Source organism: Marinobacter lipolyticus SM19 (assembly GCF_000397065.2).
Classification (GTDB): domain Bacteria; phylum Pseudomonadota; class Gammaproteobacteria; order Pseudomonadales; family Oleiphilaceae; genus Marinobacter; species Marinobacter lipolyticus.
Map to the genome: position 1 here is coordinate 523,207 of NZ_KE007326.1, position 18,446 is coordinate 541,652.

Here is an 18,446-nt window from a genome sequence, read left to right on the forward strand (position 1 = left end):
TTTTGGCTATAAAGGACGCAGTCTGAGAAGGATAAGCATCAGATGGTCAGGGGAAAAAGAAATCGAGCTCGCCGATAAGCCGGGTTCTGTCGTGGACAGTCATTCATCTAGGGCCTGCGTCACCACAGGCCTCAAGCAACCTACCCGAATCCAGCGCGGGCCACGCCATTGGATTCCTATTTGGTCTTGCTCCAGGTGGGGTTTACCATCGCCGTGAACTGTTGCCAGTCACGCGGTGCGCTCTTACCGCACCGTTTCACCCTTACCGGCACCCGAAGGCGCTTAGGCGGTATACTTTCTGTTGCACTTTCCGTCGGCTCGCGCCGCCCAGGCGTTACCTGGCACCTTGCCCTGCGGAGCCCGGACTTTCCTCCCCCAGGCGTACTGGCGGCGACTGTCTGGCGAGCTCGGGCACGACAATACTCCTGCGATCAAGAGCGTGCAAGCGAAACCCTTCCATCGCCCCGATATTGCTATGCGGACTTTGCATCCAGTGCACGCTGATATAACTCGTTTTTCGGACGTCCAGTCAACTCGGCAACAATTTTGGCCACCTTCTTGACCGGCAACTCGGCCACCAACAACCTCAGAAGCCTGTCGGTATCCACCGCCTCTTCATCACCCTGTTCCGGATTGCGGCTCGCGCCATGGATCATCACTACAAACTCACCGCGAGCTCCGTTGGGGTCCGCCTCAATGGCATTGCTGACGGCGCCCGCTGGCCCCGCATAGAAGGTTTCGAACGCTTTCGTGAGCTCCCGCCCCAAAACCACTTCACGGTCGCTCCCCATGACCTCACTGATCTGGGCAACGGTTTCCAGAATCCGATGGGGCGATTCATAGAACACCAGGGTGGCAACCTCCGTCACCAGTGCTTCCAGCTCGGAGCGACGGGCACCCCGCTTGGCGGGCAGAAACCCCGCAAACAGAAAACGATCCGTGGGCAAACCAGCCGCACTCAATGCAGCTACCAAGGCACAAGGCCCGGGGATGGGGCTTACCCTGATCCCTCGCTCCCGCGCCTCGCGAACCAGGACATAGCCGGGATCAGAAATTAAAGGCGTACCCGCATCGGACACCAGCGCAACATCCTCTCCGGCTTCGAGGCGACCCAACACCTGAGCAGCGCGGTTACGCTCGTTGTGGTCATGGAGCGCCAGCATAGGTTTCTGAATCCCTAGAAACTGCAACAGCCGCCCACTGTGGCGGGTATCCTCCGCCGCAATCAGCGCGACACTGGCCAGTGTCGCGGATGCCCGCGGGGACAGGTCCTCCAGGTTACCTATGGGGGTGGCAACAATATAAAGGGTGCCCGACCTTTCCGGAGAATTGAGGTCTGATTTCACATATGCCTCTCTTTACCTTGGGACCATGACACCAACGTCATGTGAAATGGCCCGGGAGCTGTTAAACTTGCCAGCTTGAGAATGATACAGGGAGCCCGACAAATTCAGGTTCCCGGCATGATGCCGTCGTTTACCCGGCGTCACAAGCGCAATTACCCGGAGTATCGTGAGCCTGCCATGACCAAACACTGTCTGACCCTGAGAACTTTTACCACCGTTCTAATGCTGACAATGCTGGCCACCGGATGTGCCAGCGTCAACCTGGAGACCCAGCCTGAGACCGCAGGCCAGGCCATCGAAGCGGCGAGCAAGCTCAGCGACCGAAACGAGGCTCAAAGGTATCTGTTGCGCTCCGCAGACGGGTTCCAGAGCCAGAACGACCATGAGTCCGCCCGAAATATACTCCAAAGCAAGCCAATGGCCGATCCATCCGGCGAACTGAAAGACCAATACCTGCTGCTCTCCATGGGTAGCGCCACGGCACTGGAAGACAGCGACTGGGCCAGACAACTCTCCGGCCAGCTGAAACCGGACCAGTTTCTCAATTACGACCGCGGCCTGATGGCCCATGCAGCCACCCTTCAGGCAGAGACCCTGCAACTGGCTGACGACCACCTGTCCGCAGCTGCCACCCTCATCCTTCTTGCACAGTCCGACACCCGTCAGAACGCGCAACAGATACACGACCGTATCTGGCAGGCGTTAAAGGCGACTTCCGATACACAATTGTCGGAAGAAAGCGGTCAGATTTTGGGGTACGAAGCGCAAGGGTGGATTGAACTGACCGGTATCCTGCGGGAACCCGGCATGAACCTGGATGCCCAGGGCCGCGCAGTCCGGCAATGGCAGAACAACTGGCCTGGACATCCTGCTGCCATTACGCCGCCTTCAGAACTGCAATTGATCGCCAGTCTTGCGGAGAGCCGCCCGGAGCAAATCACCCTGGCCCTTCCACTTGAAGGACCACTGGCAAGCGCCGGCAAAGCCATCAGGGACGGCTTCTTCGCAGCCTACTACGATGATCAGTCAGCGGACCGGAGCAAGACCAGTATCCGCGTGGTGAACACGGCCGGGCAGAACTTCCGGGACCTTTACCAGGAGCTGTCCGGCGGGGATCAGGATCTCATTGTCGGCCCCCTCGAGAAGGAATCACTGCAGAGTCTGGCCGAACTGAGCACCATGCCCGTTCCCGTACTCGGCCTGAACTACCTGCCCCAGGGCAGTGCAGCACCTTCCGGACTGTATCAGTTTGGCCTGTCTGCCGAGGACGAAGCGCGCCAGATTGCCGATCGGCTGAGGCAGGAAAATAACGACCAGGCACTGGCACTGATTCCCCAGGGTGAGTGGGGCGATCGCCTTGAGGCCGCCTTGCTTGAACGCATGGCGGAAAATGGCAGTACCGCCCTCGACATCGAACGCTATTTCCGCGAAGACAACTTTCGCACCATCGTCGCTGAGTTGCTGGGTATTACCGCCTCCCGTGAACGCGCCATTGATGTTGAGCGCACTGCTGGCGTCAATGTCGAGTTTGAACCCCGACGCAGGCAGGATGCCGATGCCGTCGTGATGGTTGCAGAACCAACCATAGCCCGGCAATTCAAGCCCTTGTTTGCATTCTATTTTGGTGGTGACCTCCCGGTATACTCTCCGTCCATGGTGTATGAAGGCAATCCGGCTCCCTCCAGAGACCGGGACCTCAACGATGTGACCTTCACCGATATCCCCTGGGTTCTCGATGACCAGAACGAGTTCCGCGATACCGCCACTCAGGCACTACCGGACATGCGGGGCCAGCTGGGCCGGCTGTTTGCGATGGGCTCGGATGCCTGGAACCTGAGCAAACGCTTGCCACTACTACGCCAGGTTGAGGGCGCCTCTATTGAGGGCCAAACCGGCGTGCTGACCATGGCACCCGGAGGCAGCATTCATCGACAGCAAATGTGGGCTCGCTTTACAAACGGCACGGCACAGCTACTGACTCCGGAATCGGAAGAGGCTCAGACCGAAGAACAATAACCAGAGAATCAATAGGCGGAGGAATGCCATGGAAGGCAAACCCGGCAACAAGGCCATTGGCGACCACACCGAAGCCGTGGCCGCACGTTACCTGCAAAGTCGCGGCGTTACCATTGTCGAGAGAAACGTCTTCAGTCGTGGCGGTGAAATTGACCTGATTGGTCGCGATGGCGAGGTGCTGGTCTTCTTCGAAGTGCGTTACCGGGGAGCCGGCAGCTTGGCCGGCGGAGCGGAATCTGTCACTCCGACCAAACAACGCAGACTTGTCAGAGCGGCCTCCTTCTACCTGCACAGAAACGGACTCTGGAACATTCCCAGCCGTATTGATGTCATTGCCATCGCACCGGGCGATGTTAAAAAATACCGGATACAATGGATCAGGAATGCAATTCAGGCTTGAACATGACCGATACTGAACAACAAATCAATCAATGGTTTGCTGCGCATATGGAGCACACGGCCCAGGCCGCCAGCACAACGGCCCCCGCCATCGAAAGCGCGGTGGGAGCGTTTGTGCATACGCTACTCTGCGACGGCAAGATTATTACGTGCGCCAACGGCAATGCCAATATACTTGCCCAGTACTTTTGCACAGCCCTGCTGAACCGCTTTGAGCATGATCGACCAGCGCTGCCGGCTATCAACCTCGGCGCCGACGCCACCACCTATTCAGCGATCTGTCGCGATAACCGATTTAACGATACATTTTCCAGGCAAGTTCGCGCCATTGGCAAAGCAGACGACCTACTCTTCATTATTGTCGATGACGGGCACAAAGCCAACCTGATCCAGGCCATTCAGGCCGCCCATGACCGGGAGATGCGTGTCGTGGTGCTGAGTGCCAAAGAAAAGTCCGACATAACCTCTCTACTCCACCCGGAAGACCATGAAATAGCGCTGGATAACCTGTCCGCTACCGCAGCGACCCCCTTGCTACTGGTCATTATCAATGCCTTGTGCGGGCTGATCGACAGTACGCTCTTCGGCGGATAATAAAAAAGCCAGCTGGACGCTGGCTTTTTAGACTCTGAACACGATTATTTGACAACCTTGAGTGTCGGGCGTCCTGACGGACGCTCTCCCGAGCTCTGACCACTCCCCGGGGAATCACTGGTGCCATCGTCATCAGGGTCGGGAGAGCCTGGCTCACTACCAAACACCATGCCCTCACCATTTTCTTTGGCATAGACTGCCATGACCGCCTGCAGCGGTATAAACACCTGCATTGGAACGCCACCAAACCGGGCGCTGAACTCGAGCGCTCCGTTACCAATCACCAGTCCGCGCACAGCGCCCGGGCTGATATTCAGGACAATCTGACCATTGGCAACGTGCTCGGTCGGCACCTGAACTCCCTGTACGCCAGCATCAACCACGATGTAAGGCGTACAGTCATTGTCCAGAATCCATTCATTGAACGCCCTGACAAGATAGGGGCGACTGGATGTCATGGTAACTTTGCTATCAGGCACTGCCTTTCTCCTGACCCGCTCTTCAGGCCCTGCATTGCTGTATTAGCTACGAATGTCTTCTTCCAGGTCAGAAAGACTCGCCTTGAATCCCTCACGACTGAAAATGCTGTCCATGTACTTCTGTAACGGTTTGGCCTGCTTGTCGTCAAGCTCAATGCCCAAAGCGGGAAGACGCCACAGGATTGGAGCAATACAGCAGTCCACAATCGTAAACTCTTCAGACAGGAAGAAAGGCATTTCACCGAACAGCGGCGCTGTCGCCAGCAGACTCTCCCGCAACTCCTTGCGCGCCGCGTCAGATGCTTTGGCTCCGGGCTGGGCCAGGATCTGATCAACCAGTCCACACCAGTCTTTCTGGATTCTGTGGATCATCAGGCGGCTGTTAGCCCGTGCAACCGGATACACCGGCAACAATGGCGGATGCGGGAACCGCTCGTCCAGATACTCCATCATGATGTTGGGCTCATAGAGCACAAGGTCACGATCCACCAAAGTAGGCAGGGCATTGTACGGATTAAGGTCGGCCAACTCCGCCGGGGGGTTATCCGGGTCAACATCAACAACATCAACCGTTACACCCTTCTCTGCCAGAACAATACGTACACGATGACTGTAATGGCTGGCCGGGTCCGAGAAAAACGTCATTGATGACCGCTTGGTCACAACGCCCATAGAACTACCTCACGAGTAAACAAACCGAAATGATCCTGAAAAACGCAAAAATCCAGCGGGCCGGCAATTGCCCGCTGGAACTCAGGGTCGGATATTATACCTGAAATCTCAGTGTACGTCCTTCCAGTACTCCCGATTGAGCAGGTAGGCGAAAACAAAGAAGATCGCGACGAAGATCAGTACGAAGACCCCCAGACGCTCACGCTCCAGTTTTACCGGGTCGCCCATATAGGACAGGAAATTCGTCAGGTCATACATCGCCCGATCGAACTCCGCGGCAGGCATGCTGCCTTCAATCGCATATTCGGGACAGACATCCGCATTGTTGACGTTACCACTGAGAGGGTCAACGCTGGCATTCTGACCGATTTTCGGCTCAACCGCGCACAACCCCTGCAGATCCACCAGAACATGGGGCATACCAACGTTGTCAAAAACAACATTGTTCACACCCAACGGACGGCTGTCGTCCTTGTAAAAACCACGGAGATAGGAGTATATCCAGCTCTCGCCACGCAGACGGGATTCCAGCGTGAGATCGGGTGGCGGTGCACCGAACCATCCCTCGGACAGGTCCTTCTTCATGGAGATTTTCATCAGCTCACCAATCTTGGCGCCGGTGAAGATAAGGTTCTCCTCATAAAGCTCAGCAGGAATACCCAGATCATCAGAGACACGCTTATAGCGAGCATACTCAGCCGAGTGACAACCCATGCAGTAGTTGGTAAACAATGCTGCACCACGCTGTAGCGACTCTTTGTTGGCGTGATCGGGCTCCATAGTATCCAGATGTATGGAAGCGCCCCCTGCTGCCAACCCGAGGGCCGGCAGAACTGCGATAAAAAAACCCAAAATCAGCTGTTTCATTATCCTGTCACCCTCTCTGGTACTGGCTTGGTCTTCTCCATACGCGTATAGAACGGCATAAGAATGAAGTAGAGGAAGTACAGCGTCGTCAGGACCTGAGCGAGAGCTGTTCGACCTGCCGTTGCCGGCACAAGCCCCAGATACCCCAGGATTACAAAGCTGATGGCAAAGATAGCCAGCGCAATACGGCTCAACCAGCCCTTGTACCGCATGGAGCGGACCGGGCTACGATCCAGCCAAGGAAGCACGAACAGGATTGCAATCGCACCACCCATTACAACCACACCCCAGAACTTCGCAGGCAGGCCGAAGAGGTCAACGGTGACCGCGCGCAGCATGGCGTAGAACGGCGTGAAGTACCAGACGGGCGCAATGTGCGCAGGCGTCTTCAGCGCGTTTGCCGGTTCAAAGTTCGGCTTCTCGATGAACAAACCACCCATTTCCGGGAAGAAGAACACCACGATAAAGAAAATAAAGAAGAAGACAGCAACACCCACGAGGTCGTGAACGGAATAGTAGGGATGGAACGGGATACCGTCTTTTGGGATACCGTTTTCATCCTTGTTCTTCTTGATATCAATGCCATCCGGGTTGTTGGACCCGACTTCGTGCAGCGCCAGGATGTGCAGGACAACCAGCCCCAGCAATACGATTGGCAACGCAACCACATGCAACGCAAAGAAACGATTCAGGGTAATACCGGAAATCAGGTAGTCACCGCGAATCCAGAGAGAGAGGTCTTCACCAATCACCGGAATCGCACCGAACAGGTTCACGATAACCTGTGCACCCCAGTAGGACATCTGCCCCCAAGGCAGCAGGTATCCCATGAAGGCTTCTGCCATCAGCACCAGGTAGATCAGCATACCGAAGAGCCAGATCAGCTCACGGGGCTTCTGGTATGACCCGTACATCAGGCCACGGAACATATGGAGATAAACCACAACAAAGAACGCGGAAGCACCGGTGGAGTGCAGATATCGGAGCAACCAGCCCCACTCAACATCGCGCATGATGTACTCAACGGAGGAAAATGCACCTTCCGCCGAGGGATTGTAGCTCATGGTCAGCCAGATACCGGTCACCAGCTGGTTAACCAGTACCAGCATCGCCAGCGAACCGAAGAAATACCACACGTTGAAGTTTTTCGGCGCGTAATACTTCGCCAGATGATTGTTCCAGGCATCAACGACCGGCAGACGCTCGTCTACCCACTGAATTAGCTTCTGCATTACGCTGCCTCCGGATCAAGACCAATCGTGAGGGTCGCGTCATCGTCAAAACGATAAGGCGGAACCTCGAGGTTCAGGGGAGCAGGCTGCGCTTGATATACCCGACCAGCCAGATCGTAGTGGGAACCGTGGCAGGGGCAGAAAAAACCACCCAACCAGTCTTCCCCAAGATCCGCAGGAGCCACTTCCGGACGATAAGAAGGCACACACCCCAAATGGGTACAAAGCCCGACAATCACAGCAAACTCTGGCTTGATCGACCGGTAGATGCCTTCAATATACTGAGGTTGCTGAGGCGCTTCGGACTGGGGATCCTTTACCTCGTCATTCAACTTCTCAATATTTTCCAACATTTGCTCGGTACGGCGGACAATCCAGACCGGTTTACCACGCCATTCCGCAGTTATTTGCTGCCCTGGTTCAATCTTGCTGACATTGACGGTTACCGGCGCACCCGCCGCTTCCGCTTTGGCACTGGGATTCCAGGACGCCACGAAAGGAACGGCCGCACCGACGACGCCGACTCCACCTACCACCGACGTAGCACCGATCAGAAATCGGCGCCGGCCTTGGCTCACGTCGCCATTACTCATTATGGTTTTCTCCCATCAGGCGAGGTGCAGAGCGCCGCAATTCGGCGTCACCACACTTCAAAAAGGACTTCACAACCCAAAATTATAAGCGCACAAATGGTAATGAAATTACCCGTACCTTACAAGTCAGAAAGCCGCCCACTGGCCGCCCAACCCTGCTCCAGATCAAATGGATCGCCTTTCTTCGGACAATAAAAAACCCGACCGAAGGCCGGGTTTTTCTGAGCCGCGCTCCAGCGAAATTAACGCTTGGAGAACTGAGGACGCTTACGCGCCTTACGCAGACCCACTTTCTTACGCTCAACTTCACGCGCATCACGGGTAACGTAACCCGCTTGACGCAGCGCCGGGCGCAGAGTCTCATCGTAATCCATCAGGGCACGAGTCAGACCGTGGCGAATTGCGCCCGCCTGACCACTGATACCACCACCTTTAACAGTGATGTTGATGTCGAAACGATCGGTAGACTCAGCAACAACCAGCGGCTGACGAACGATCATGCGCAGGGTCTCACGACCGAAGAAATCTTCGATGGAGCGACCATTTATAGAGATGTTACCGCTTCCAGGCTTGATAAAAACCCGAGCCGTGGATGTCTTGCGGCGACCAGTACCGTAATTTTGTGCTACAGACATATCCGCCTTCCGTTAAATGTCGAGTTCTTTGGGCTGCTGGGCTGCGTGAGGATGCTCAGCGCCGGCATAGATTTTCAGCTTCTTGAACATGGCACGGCCGAGCGGGCCACTCGGAAGCATGCCTTTGACAGACTTCTGAATGATTTGCTCAGGAGCCTTGTCGACCAGCTTCTCGAAGTTGATGGACTTGATTCCACCCGGAAAGCCAGTGTGGCTGTAGTACATCTTCGCAGATGCTTTTTTCCCGGTAACCCGGACCTGGCTCGCGTTGATAACAACGATGTAATCGCCAGTGTCTACATGAGGGGTATACTCAGGCTTATGCTTGCCCCGCAGACGACGGGCGATTTCGGTTGACAGACGACCCAGCGTCTTGCCGGCTGCGTCTACAACGTACCAGTCACGTGTTACTGTTTCTGGTTTCGCACTCAGAGTCTTCATTGATTCCGCCTTGAACGCTATATAAGAAACGTTAAAAACCGCCGCCGGTAAATGCTTGGCATCCGGAGGAGGTTCTGTACCTGTTATTAATTGGCAGTGACATCATTCGGGGCTGAGATGACGACATCGCCTTGAAAAGCCAGGGCGCGAAGTATATCCAAACTGTGCCATAAAGCCAACCCCGAAGCGCCTTATTTCGTTATTCCCTTACGCCTGACGCCTGCACCCAGCCGTACAACTCGGAAACATTTCCAAGCAACTGCTCATACAGCTGCTCGGGCGGTTCCTGGCGCAGACTGGCGAGCGCGCTGAATATCGCCGGCAGATGCTCCGGTGAATTCATTCCTTTTGCCACGCCCTCGGGGGGCATATCCGGAGCATCCGTTTCGAGCACCAACGACTCCAGCGGCAGGCGCGACACAGTATCCCGGGTCTTTTTCGCGCGCGCATGAGTAATGACGCCGCCAATCCCGATGAAACACCCCAGATCCACAAGTTTCCGGGCCTGCTGATAACTCCCGGAAAATCCATGCACCAGCGCTTTACCAAGAAAGCCCCGGGCTTTGAGCACACTGTGCACCTCATCGTGCGTCCGCACCGAGTGAATCACCAGCGGACAACTCAAACGGGCCGCCAGATCCACCTGAGCCTCAAACCAGGGAAACTGCTGAGAAAGTTCGCCCCTCAGACGATCCAGCCCACACTCCCCAAGCCCGACGCAACGATTGTCTTCGCGGGCAAGCCGGCTTTCCAGAATCCCGAGATCGTCTTGCTCGTGCTCCTGGACAAACCACGGGTGAATACCAAGACAATAGAATAGCCCCGACTGACTGGTCGCGATGTTAACAACCCGCTGCCAATGTCTCCGTGTGACACCGGGTATCACCAGGCGGGACACACCATGACGGCGAGCCCGGGCAAGCACCTCTTCCCTCCGGCCGTCAAATTCCGGAAAATCGAAGTGACAATGGGCATCGACCAGCTCCATAGCGCCCGCCTTTGATTAATGTTCCCGGGTTTTGTGGAACTGGACGTCGGGATAACGCTCCTGAGCCAACTGCAGATTCACCATGGTTGGTGCGATATAGGCCAGCTGGTCGCTTCCATCCAGTGCCAGGTAATCGTTGTTTTTGCGCTGGAACTCATCCAGTTTGCGCTCATCGCTGCAGGTCACCCAGCGCGCGGTTGCCACATTGATTGGTTCGTACAGCGCTTCCACTTTGTATTCACTCTTGAGGCGGCTGACCACTACGTCAAACTGCAGAACACCGACCGCACCGACGATCAGATCATTATTCCTCAGAGGCCGGAACACCTGCACCGCCCCTTCCTCGGACAGCTGAATCAACCCTTTCTGCAATTGCTTGGATTTCAGGGGATCCTTCAGGCGAATGCGGCGAAACAGCTCCGGGGCAAAGTTCGGAATGCCGGTGAACTTCATAGCCTCACCGGAGGTGAACGTGTCCCCAAGCTGGATCGTGCCGTGATTGTGGAGCCCGATGATATCACCGGCAAAGGCCTCCTCCGCGTGCGCGCGATCTCCGGCCATAAACGTCAGCGCATCGGAAAAACGCACCTCTTTGCCAATCCGGACATGGCGGGCTTTCATGCCCTGACTGTAACGCCCTGACACGATTCTCAGAAAAGCCACCCGGTCACGGTGCTGAGGGTCCATATTCGCCTGAATCTTGAAGACAAAGCCGGAGAACATATCCTCAGCGGGTTCAACCGGTCGCAGGTCTGTTTCCCGTGGCTGAGGCGCCGGCGCCCATTCCACCAACCCATCCAGCATGTGATCGACGCCGAAGTTGCCCAGGGCGGTCCCGAAAAAGACCGGGGTCAGCTCACCCTTGAGAAACGCTTCGAGATCAAACTCATGGGAAGCCCCTTTTACGAGCTCGATCTCATCACGAAGGTCGGAAGCGTAGGCACCCAGGGCATCGTCCAGCTCTGGATTATCGAGACCGGGAATCACGCGACGTTCCTGAATGGTATGGCCCTGACCCGACTGATACAGGATCACTTCGTCCCGCAGCAGGTGGTACACCCCCTTGAAATTCTTGCCCATGCCGATGGGCCAGGTCACCGGGGAGCAGGCGATCTTGAGAACATCCTCAACCTCGTCCATCAGCTCCACCGGATCCCTGGTATCCCGGTCCAGCTTGTTCATGAACGTCAGAATCGGAGTATCCCGCAGGCGGGTGACTTCCATCAGCTTGATGGTTCGCTCCTCAACCCCCTTGGCACTATCGATCACCATCAGGCAGGAGTCGACCGCGGTCAATGTCCGATAGGTATCCTCGGAGAAGTCTTCGTGGCCCGGGGTGTCCAGCAGGTTTACCAGACGGTCATGGTAGGGAAACTGCATAACGGAGGTGGTCACAGAAATCCCCCGCTCTTTTTCCATCTCCATCCAATCCGACTTGGCATGCTGCCCGGATTTCTTACCTTTAACCGTACCGGCTTTCTGGAGGGCCTGCCCGAACAACAGAACCTTTTCCGTAATGGTGGTTTTACCAGCGTCCGGGTGCGAGATGATTGCAAATGTACGACGCTTGGAAACTTCTTGTGAAAGGGTGGACATAATGGAGAGCAACCTGAATCAAATACGCTGAAAAGGCCGCCATTATAGGGGGAATCAGATCAAGACGCGAACAATGTAGCAGCTCGTAAGTCGTGGACACCCCCTAGGCGCTGGAAAGGTCAAACGTCATCACGATGGCGTCTTCCCGCCCCTCGGGCGCAGGGTAATAGCCGGGCCGCTGACCGATAACCCGGAAGCCCTCCGACTGGTAGAGATCAATGGCCGCCTGATTGGATGCCCGAACCTCAAGAATTCCCTGCTCCATACCCTCATGAGCCGCGTGCGCCAGCAGATGTCGCAGCAGTTGGCGCCCGGCTCCTTCCCTGCGGACGGCCGGGGCAACGCACAGGTTCAGGAGATGGGCTTCGTCGTACAGATAGGCAACAATCGCGTACCCACCGAGAACGCCCCCGCAATCGTAGGCCCACAGCCGATAATTTTCTCGAAAACAGTCACGGAAAACGGTCTCGTTCCAGGGATGCGAATACCCCTGAAATTCGATGTCCATCACCGCTGGCAAATCACCGGACACCATGGGCCGGATAACTCGATCATTCTGACGCACCTGATCATACTGCAGACGGTTCACGCCTTGCCCCTGATCAGCGGCTTGAGCTGCTCCCAAAGCGCGCGTTTGTACGAGGGAACGGCAGCCAACTCTGCCAGAGTGTGCGGAAAGTCGACGTCTGGCTCTCCCAACGTACTCCCGAGCCAGACATCGCGATCCTCCGGTAGTTTGTCCCCCAATACTCCGAGCAGGATTATTCGACGGCGATCGCGCTCGCCCACCAGGGACTTCAGTACCCGGGTAAAATCCGTAAAGCTGTTACCCGGCACCAGCGGATTGGCAAAGACTGGCCATCTCAAACACTCCACTGTCACTGGCTCGTCATAGCCCAGGGCTTTGAGTATATTGTTGGCCAGGGAATCCTGCAGACGGTCGCTGGCATCTTCTGACAGCTCTCCGAGTAACAGCACATTCCCGACTTCCCACACTCCAAGGGTTACCTTCAAAGCAGTCTTCGCAACCGACTCCGGCACCAGAGCTTCCGGCGCATCATCCCCACGATCGATTGACGCTGAGGCAGCCTCACTCTCAGGTTTTTCCTCTGTCGCAGCAACGGTCCCGGAAGCGGTTTCACCAGCCATCATCGCCTGTAAATGCGCAAGGCGCTCTCCCCCCTGCGCCGACTCCGGCCCAATGGGCTTGCGGCTACCGGGCGCTTTAGCCCCCGCTGAAATACTGCGCGCCAATGGCTCAGAAAATGCTGACCTCTCAGGCTCCGCGGGGAAGTCAAATTCCGGACTCGGGGCCGCCCCCGGGAGCGGTTCCCGGGCATACCAGACGTGAATGCCCGCCATCCCGAGATAGAACTGTCTCTCTGCTTCCGAAACTCTCATTCAACCGCCCCGGTTATGACTGCCACATCAAACATCCGCAACCTGCGGATGCTGACGTATACCACCTCGTGTTATCAGATTAAGGGCCTCGATATAGGCCTTGGCCGACGCAATGATGATATCGGTATCCGCTCCCACGCCATTCACAATCCGTCCGCCCCGCTCCAGGCGAACGGTCACTTCGCCCTGGGCATCGGTACCACTGGTAATATTGTTGACGGAATACAACTGCAAATTACAGCCAGAATCCACCAGCGACTCGATGGCCTTGAAGGTGGCATCCACCGGCCCACCGCCCTCAGCTTCTACGCTGTGTTCCCGACCATCCATCAATAGCGTCAGGCTAGCCTTGGGGACGACACCGGTTTCCGAACAGACCTGCATACACACCAACCCGAACCGGCCCTCTTCTTCTTTCTGCCGGGTGTCGCTGGCAATAGCCTGCAGATCCTCATCGAAGATCTCATGTTTCAGATCCGCCAGTGCCTTGAACCGGGTGAAGGCCTCATTCAGTTCGGTTTCTGTCTCAAACTGGATGCCCAACTCCAACAGGCGGGTACGAAACGCATTACGCCCTGAATGTTTGCCCAGAACCAGACTGTTGGTGTGCCAACCTACGTCCTGGGCCCGCATGATTTCATAGGTTTCCCGGTGCTTGAGTACGCCATCCTGGTGAATGCCGGACTCATGGGCAAAGGCATTGGCGCCAACAATGGCCTTGTTGGGCTGAACCGGGAAGCCGGTAATGGTGGATACCAGGCGGGATGCAGGAACAATGTGCTGGGTGTCAATGCGGGTATCAATGGAGAACAGATCCTGGCGTGTACGCACCGCCATGACAATTTCCTCCAGAGAGGCATTCCCCGCCCGCTCACCGAGACCGTTAATTGTACATTCCACCTGACGCGCGCCCTGACAAACCGCAGCCAGCGAGTTGGCCACCGCCAGGCCGAGATCGTTATGACAATGCACGGAAAAAACGGCTTTATCTGCGTTGGGAATGCGGTTCAACAACTGATGGATGGTTTCCCCGAATTGCTCCGGGATGGCGTAGCCAACGGTGTCGGGGATGTTGATGGTGCGGGCTCCGGCATCAATGGCCGCCTCAATAATCCGGCACAGGAAATCCAGTTCCGACCGACCGGCATCCTCACAGGAGAATTCAACATCGTCAACGTGACCGCGCGCCCTTTTTACCGCCCGAACAGCCTGTTCTATAACCTCATCCGGCTGCATCTGCAGCTTATGCTGCATGTGAATCGGAGAGGTGGCTATGAAAGTGTGAATACGACCACTTTCCGCCGGCTGAATAGCTTCAGCCGCGCGATCAATATCGCCATCCGTTGCGCGCGCCAGACCGCAAATGGTGGAGCCCCTGATGGTCTCGGCAATAGACTTGACCGCTTCAAAGTCACCCTGGCTGGCAATCGGGAACCCCGCTTCGATCACATCAACACGCAGTTTCTCCAGGGCTTTGGCGATACGAAGTTTTTCAGCCTTGGTCATGGTGGCACCAGGGCTTTGCTCGCCATCTCTCAGGGTAGTATCAAAAATGACCAGGTGATCTTGCGCGGACATAGGCTCTCCATCAGCAGGCAACGGCTCAATGTTGTGTGTGGAGAGTATATCACTGATTGCCGAAAACTCGCTGAAGGGGACTACCCCTTGACCAGCAGCGATGACAGCAAGATCAGGTTAAGCAGAAGCGATAGACTCGCAATGAAACGCCAGTCCCGGGTTGAAACCCGCTCCACCAGGGGAGCCCTGGAGGACGGAGCGAGAGCCGGATTGGGGAATTCCAGATCCCGCAAAAATTCCGACAACGCTGGATACCGGGCCTCCGGTTTTAACGCCACTGCTTTCTGCAGGCAAGCATCCAGCCAAACTGGCAAATCGGGGTTGGCCTCCCTGGCACTGCGATACACGAGCTTACGACGATTGGAAGGTTTTGGAGGTTTATCGTAGGGCAGGCGCCCGGTCAACAACTCATAGGCGATGACGCCCAGGGAATAGCGATCAGAGGCCGCAGTGGCGAGCTCCCCCTCCAGGCACTCAGGCGCAGCGTAACTCTCGGTTCCCAGCTGTACATCGTGCCCCCAGGGCACGTCAATCTGCTCTATACCACGAATACGAACCGCACCCAGATCGATGATCTTGAGGGTGCCCTGACGATCGATCACCAGGTTCTCCGGCTTCAGATCCTGATGAACCATCTCCAGACGATGCAGAGTGCGCAACCCTGCCACGATCTGTCTGACGATGCCCCGCACCACGGACGGTTCTGGCATTGGATTATCATTCATCCACTCTCGCAACGTCTGCCCATCGATAAACTCGGTAACGCAGTACAGACACTGACGACTTTTAGGCGGGTCCAGAAAACGAACGACATGGGGACTCTGAATCCGCTTGGCCACCCAGGATTCTGTGAGAAAGCGGTCAATGTAGGCTGCATCGTCCACATAGTTTGGAGACGGGGTTTTCATGGCCACCAGTTCCCCACCTTCCAGCGATTCTGCAAGGTAAACCTGGGTTCGGCGGCTGGCATGAATCTCCCGTACGATTCGATAACCATCAAGGTGCTGCCCCGGCTCCAGTGGTGGCGGGAACGGCAAGGCAACGAGACGCTCGTAATGAGCCTCTATGTCTTCCTCTGGCAGTTTATCCACTACCAGCACCTGGGCACTCAGGTTGTCCGGACTGCCCCGCTCCATGGCCGCATCCACCAACGCCCTGGCGGCCTCTTCAGGATCGGTGTCGCAGACCTTTTCAACCATGGCTCCGTCACTCAAATAGCCATGGACACCATCTGTGGTCAAGACCAGACGGTCTCCCGGCTGCAAACTGACCCGACTCATATCTATTTCGACGTTAAGCTCAACGCCCATGGCACGCGACAATGCGGATTTATCGGACCCCAGCAGAACATGATGATCACGAGTCAGGCAATCCAGCCGCCCATCACGGAACAGGTAGACACGACTGTCTCCCACATGGAAAACGTAGGCACGATTATTCTTGATCACTACCAGGCTGCAGGTACACACCATACCGGTGGCATCACCGTGACTGCGATGCCCCTTGCCATGCAGCCAGCGATTCAGGGAACCCAGCACACGCCCGACCGATGTTTCCACTGACCATGAATCGGGCGTGCTGTAATAGTCATGCAACACGCCCTTCACACACGCCTCCGCGGCTTCCCGCCCCGACTCGGACGCACTGACACCGTCGGCTATCACGGCTACAGCACCCTTGAGGGCAAGCGCCTCGCCCTCCGGGTAGCAGATACCCAGGCTGTCCTCATTGGTCTCCTTGCGCCCTGCTGAGCTGTGTTGACCAATTGTCAGGTGCAGTTGGGGGGTCATGTTACATCAATCATCCGCACGGAACCGTCCGGCATGACTTCACTGGTCTGCGGGCTGGGCTCGTCCATAAAGATCATCACCAACGCCAGGATCACCACGGCGATGCCGCCCAGCACCAGGAAAAACATCTTGGGCGTCACCATCGCCAACACCACCAGAAAGACCACCCCGCCGACGTTGCCATAAGCACCAGCCATACCGGCCACTTGTCCGGTTAACCGACGCTTGACCAGTGGAACAGAGGCATATACCGCGCCACAACCGCCCTGCACAAACACCGAGCAGAACACGACCAGAGCGACAGCCAGAGGTAGCGGCCAATGACTGTCAATCTGAGCCATCAGCATATAGCCCAGGGCAATACCCGCCAACATCACCAGCGTGATGAATTTGCGACCAAACCGGTCTGCGAGATACCCGCCACCAGGACGGCCAAACAGATTCATCAATGCAAAGCTCCCGCCGAGCATGCCAGCCAGCAATGGTGAGATATCAAACGTGTCCAGGAAATACAGCGGCAGCATCGAAACCACGGCAAGCTCGGAACCAAAGCTGGCCATATAAACAAGGTTCAGCAGCGCCACTTGTTTGAAAGGATAACGGTCAAAAGCTGGCACCGCACGCTGGAAAACATGACCGTTGATCTGCCATATACGCACAACCTGAACCGTCAGCATCAGGAGAATAACGCCGTACAGCACGTACGTAGTTGCTGCGCCCAACAATCCGAGCTTGTACGGGCCCAGTTGCCAGACGATCAACGCCAAAGCCAGGAACAATGGGAGATTCATTACCAGGTAGAGGACAAAATCTCCCCGGCTGGTCACTTCCATGGCGCCGCCGCGCTTGGGCTTGAAATAGGTAGAGCCTTTGGGCGTGTCCCTGACCTGATGGTAGAACACCGCCGCGTAGAGAATGGCAATCACACCGGTGGTACCAACAGCCCAACGCCAACCATCGTCTCCACCGTACCAGAGTGCCAGCGCAGGCAAGGAGAGACCGGCAAAGGCCGCACCAAAATTGCCCCAACCTCCATAGATACCCTCAGCCAACCCCAGCTCCCGGGCCGGGAACCACTCACTGATCAAGCGGATACCTACGACGAAGCCGGCACCCACAAAGCCAAGCAGGAACCGACTTAAAGCCAGTTGTTCAAAGGTGGTCGACAAGGCAAAAGCTATACACAAGACCCCTGAAATGACCAGCACCAGACTGTACACCCGGCGAGGACCAAGTCCATCCACCAACATACCAATCAGAATTCGGGCGGGAATGGTCAACGCAACGTTCAGCAACAACAGCGTGTTGACCTCCGCGGCAGTGAGACCGAACTGCTCACGGATAGCAGACATCAGCGGTGCGTGGTTAAACCACACCAGGAAGCTGATAAAAAAGGCCACCCAACTCAGGTGGAGCACTTTGGTTTTTCCGGCATAGGAAAGGAAGCGAAAAGCGGTGTCCGTCATGGCTGATCCTGTCAAAACCTGGCAAATGATCCCACCGGGTTGAGCGAATCCCACAGATATCAACGGAGCAAACTTACCTGAAACAGGAACAGACCTGGCCGACACCTGGGGACTTCTAGCGACGGCGCCGTTGCCGATTGCCTGATGGGGAATGGTTCACCGGAGCAATAGCAAGATATGTTCCAACGGATACTTAATTTTATATATCAATATGTTAGAGGATATGACCAAACCCAACACTGATGGCATCGCACTATTGAGAGGCGATAGGAGAACCCGACGCACTGCTTTGTGGCAAGGACACCCGCTTTCCTTCAGGCAATAAAAAACCCCAACATCAAAGATGCTGGGGT

18 protein-coding genes and 1 other RNA gene are annotated in these 18,446 nt (G+C 56.1%); 3 read left to right on the forward strand and 16 right to left on the reverse strand.

The genetic code is table 11. The features are described from left to right. Positions 1 to 59: 59 nt before the first annotated feature. An RNA gene (gene rnpB, locus MARLIPOL_RS14635) (RNase P RNA component class A) lies at positions 60 to 410 on the reverse strand. 63 nt (positions 411 to 473) lie between these two features. Next, positions 474 to 1,346, reverse strand: a complete 873-nt coding sequence (rsmI, locus tag MARLIPOL_RS14545; protein WP_012138990.1) for a 16S rRNA (cytidine(1402)-2'-O)-methyltransferase — start codon at positions 1,344 to 1,346, stop codon at positions 474 to 476. A 117-nt stretch (positions 1,347 to 1,463) separates the two neighbouring features. Between rsmI and MARLIPOL_RS14550 the strand changes: the two genes are divergently transcribed. From MARLIPOL_RS14550 to MARLIPOL_RS14560, 3 genes are read left to right on the forward strand one after another with little or no spacing between them, the layout of a single operon-like run. Continuing rightward, positions 1,464 to 3,362, forward strand: coding sequence for a penicillin-binding protein activator (locus MARLIPOL_RS14550; protein ID WP_012138991.1), 1,899 nt, complete (start codon positions 1,464 to 1,466; stop codon positions 3,360 to 3,362). Between the two features lie 28 nt (positions 3,363 to 3,390). Next, positions 3,391 to 3,762, forward strand: a complete 372-nt coding sequence (locus MARLIPOL_RS14555) for a YraN family protein (protein WP_012138992.1) — start codon at positions 3,391 to 3,393, stop codon at positions 3,760 to 3,762. A 2-nt stretch (positions 3,763 to 3,764) separates the two neighbouring features. Beyond that, on the forward strand, positions 3,765 to 4,355 hold the full coding sequence (locus tag MARLIPOL_RS14560; RefSeq protein WP_012138993.1) for an SIS domain-containing protein: 591 nt from the start codon (positions 3,765 to 3,767) through the stop codon (positions 4,353 to 4,355). A 44-nt stretch (positions 4,356 to 4,399) separates the two neighbouring features. On the opposite strand, the gene MARLIPOL_RS14565 is transcribed toward MARLIPOL_RS14560, so the two are convergent. The 14 genes from MARLIPOL_RS14565 to MARLIPOL_RS14630 all read right to left on the reverse strand — a co-directional run bounded on the left by MARLIPOL_RS14565 (position 4,400) and on the right by MARLIPOL_RS14630 (position 18,093). Continuing rightward, positions 4,400 to 4,813 (reverse strand): ClpXP protease specificity-enhancing factor, encoded by a 414-nt coding sequence (locus MARLIPOL_RS14565; RefSeq protein WP_186008493.1) that lies wholly within the window; start codon positions 4,811 to 4,813, stop codon positions 4,400 to 4,402. Positions 4,814 to 4,876: 63 nt separating this feature from the next. Further along, the gene (locus tag MARLIPOL_RS14570; RefSeq protein ID WP_012138995.1) at positions 4,877 to 5,506 is read right to left on the reverse strand and encodes a glutathione S-transferase N-terminal domain-containing protein; all 630 of its coding nucleotides are present in this window, start codon (positions 5,504 to 5,506) and stop codon (positions 4,877 to 4,879) included. Between the two features lie 108 nt (positions 5,507 to 5,614). After that, positions 5,615 to 6,373, reverse strand: coding sequence for a cytochrome c1 (locus tag MARLIPOL_RS14575; protein ID WP_012138997.1), 759 nt, complete (start codon positions 6,371 to 6,373; stop codon positions 5,615 to 5,617). Then, positions 6,373 to 7,605 carry a cytochrome b gene (locus tag MARLIPOL_RS14580; protein WP_012138998.1) on the reverse strand — a complete coding sequence of 411 codons (1,233 nt, stop codon included), beginning with the start codon at positions 7,603 to 7,605 and terminating at the stop codon, positions 6,373 to 6,375. Before MARLIPOL_RS14580 ends, MARLIPOL_RS14575 begins: the two co-directional genes overlap by 1 nt. After that, positions 7,605 to 8,198, reverse strand: coding sequence for a ubiquinol-cytochrome c reductase iron-sulfur subunit (gene petA, locus MARLIPOL_RS14585; RefSeq protein ID WP_012139000.1), 594 nt, complete (start codon positions 8,196 to 8,198; stop codon positions 7,605 to 7,607). Before petA ends, MARLIPOL_RS14580 begins: the two co-directional genes overlap by 1 nt. A gap of 242 nt (positions 8,199 to 8,440) precedes the next feature. Then, positions 8,441 to 8,833 (reverse strand): 30S ribosomal protein S9, encoded by a 393-nt coding sequence (rpsI, locus tag MARLIPOL_RS14590; protein WP_012139002.1) that lies wholly within the window; start codon positions 8,831 to 8,833, stop codon positions 8,441 to 8,443. 12 nt (positions 8,834 to 8,845) lie between these two features. Next, entirely contained in the window at positions 8,846 to 9,274 is a 429-nt protein-coding gene (rplM, locus tag MARLIPOL_RS14595; protein WP_012139003.1) for a 50S ribosomal protein L13, read from the reverse strand. A gap of 199 nt (positions 9,275 to 9,473) precedes the next feature. Next, positions 9,474 to 10,262 carry a TatD family hydrolase gene (locus MARLIPOL_RS14600; RefSeq protein ID WP_012139005.1) on the reverse strand — a complete coding sequence of 263 codons (789 nt, stop codon included), beginning with the start codon at positions 10,260 to 10,262 and terminating at the stop codon, positions 9,474 to 9,476. Between the two features lie 15 nt (positions 10,263 to 10,277). Next, complete coding sequence (gene prfC / locus MARLIPOL_RS14605; protein WP_012139006.1) at positions 10,278 to 11,858, reverse strand: peptide chain release factor 3; 1,581 nt, start codon at positions 11,856 to 11,858, stop codon at positions 10,278 to 10,280. Positions 11,859 to 11,961: 103 nt separating this feature from the next. Then, positions 11,962 to 12,447 (reverse strand): ribosomal protein S18-alanine N-acetyltransferase, encoded by a 486-nt coding sequence (gene rimI, locus MARLIPOL_RS14610; RefSeq protein WP_012139007.1) that lies wholly within the window; start codon positions 12,445 to 12,447, stop codon positions 11,962 to 11,964. Beyond that, on the reverse strand, positions 12,444 to 13,259 hold the full coding sequence (locus MARLIPOL_RS14615; RefSeq protein ID WP_012139008.1) for a hypothetical protein: 816 nt from the start codon (positions 13,257 to 13,259) through the stop codon (positions 12,444 to 12,446). The genes rimI and MARLIPOL_RS14615 overlap by 4 nt, the downstream gene beginning before the upstream one ends. Positions 13,260 to 13,286: 27 nt before the next feature. Further along, a complete protein-coding gene (locus MARLIPOL_RS14620) occupies positions 13,287 to 14,837 on the reverse strand; it encodes a 2-isopropylmalate synthase (RefSeq protein ID WP_012139009.1) in 1,551 nt (516 codons plus the stop codon). An 80-nt stretch (positions 14,838 to 14,917) separates the two neighbouring features. After that, the gene (locus tag MARLIPOL_RS14625; protein WP_012139011.1) at positions 14,918 to 16,627 is read right to left on the reverse strand and encodes a bifunctional protein-serine/threonine kinase/phosphatase; all 1,710 of its coding nucleotides are present in this window, start codon (positions 16,625 to 16,627) and stop codon (positions 14,918 to 14,920) included. Further along, positions 16,624 to 18,093 carry an MFS transporter gene (locus MARLIPOL_RS14630; RefSeq protein WP_012139012.1) on the reverse strand — a complete coding sequence of 490 codons (1,470 nt, stop codon included), beginning with the start codon at positions 18,091 to 18,093 and terminating at the stop codon, positions 16,624 to 16,626. The genes MARLIPOL_RS14625 and MARLIPOL_RS14630 overlap by 4 nt, the downstream gene beginning before the upstream one ends. Positions 18,094 to 18,446: the final 353 nt, after the last annotated feature.

Bases quoted from the DNA above. Each gene is read 5' to 3' on its own strand.
- rplM (WP_012139003.1), bottom strand. From the start codon at position 9,274: ATGAAGACTCTGAGTGCGAAACCAGAAACAGTAACACGTGACTGGTAC.
- MARLIPOL_RS14615 (WP_012139008.1), bottom strand. From the start codon at position 13,259: ATGAGAGTTTCGGAAGCAGAGAGACAGTTCTATCTCGGGATGGCGGGC.
- MARLIPOL_RS14565 (WP_186008493.1), bottom strand. From the start codon at position 4,813: ATGACATCCAGTCGCCCCTATCTTGTCAGGGCGTTCAATGAATGGATT.
- MARLIPOL_RS14560 (WP_012138993.1), top strand. From the start codon at position 3,765: ATGACCGATACTGAACAACAAATCAATCAATGGTTTGCTGCGCATATG.
- MARLIPOL_RS14625 (WP_012139011.1), bottom strand. From the start codon at position 16,627: ATGACCCCCCAACTGCACCTGACAATTGGTCAACACAGCTCAGCAGGG.
- MARLIPOL_RS14600 (WP_012139005.1), bottom strand. From the start codon at position 10,262: ATGGAGCTGGTCGATGCCCATTGTCACTTCGATTTTCCGGAATTTGAC.
- MARLIPOL_RS14620 (WP_012139009.1), bottom strand. From the start codon at position 14,837: ATGTCCGCGCAAGATCACCTGGTCATTTTTGATACTACCCTGAGAGAT.
- petA (WP_012139000.1), bottom strand. From the start codon at position 8,198: ATGAGTAATGGCGACGTGAGCCAAGGCCGGCGCCGATTTCTGATCGGT.
- MARLIPOL_RS14555 (WP_012138992.1), top strand. From the start codon at position 3,391: ATGGAAGGCAAACCCGGCAACAAGGCCATTGGCGACCACACCGAAGCC.
- MARLIPOL_RS14580 (WP_012138998.1), bottom strand. From the start codon at position 7,605: ATGCAGAAGCTAATTCAGTGGGTAGACGAGCGTCTGCCGGTCGTTGAT.
- MARLIPOL_RS14550 (WP_012138991.1), top strand. From the start codon at position 1,464: ATGATGCCGTCGTTTACCCGGCGTCACAAGCGCAATTACCCGGAGTAT.
- rpsI (WP_012139002.1), bottom strand. From the start codon at position 8,833: ATGTCTGTAGCACAAAATTACGGTACTGGTCGCCGCAAGACATCCACG.
- prfC (WP_012139006.1), bottom strand. From the start codon at position 11,858: ATGTCCACCCTTTCACAAGAAGTTTCCAAGCGTCGTACATTTGCAATC.
- MARLIPOL_RS14630 (WP_012139012.1), bottom strand. From the start codon at position 18,093: ATGACGGACACCGCTTTTCGCTTCCTTTCCTATGCCGGAAAAACCAAA.
- MARLIPOL_RS14575 (WP_012138997.1), bottom strand. From the start codon at position 6,373: ATGAAACAGCTGATTTTGGGTTTTTTTATCGCAGTTCTGCCGGCCCTC.
- MARLIPOL_RS14570 (WP_012138995.1), bottom strand. From the start codon at position 5,506: ATGGGCGTTGTGACCAAGCGGTCATCAATGACGTTTTTCTCGGACCCG.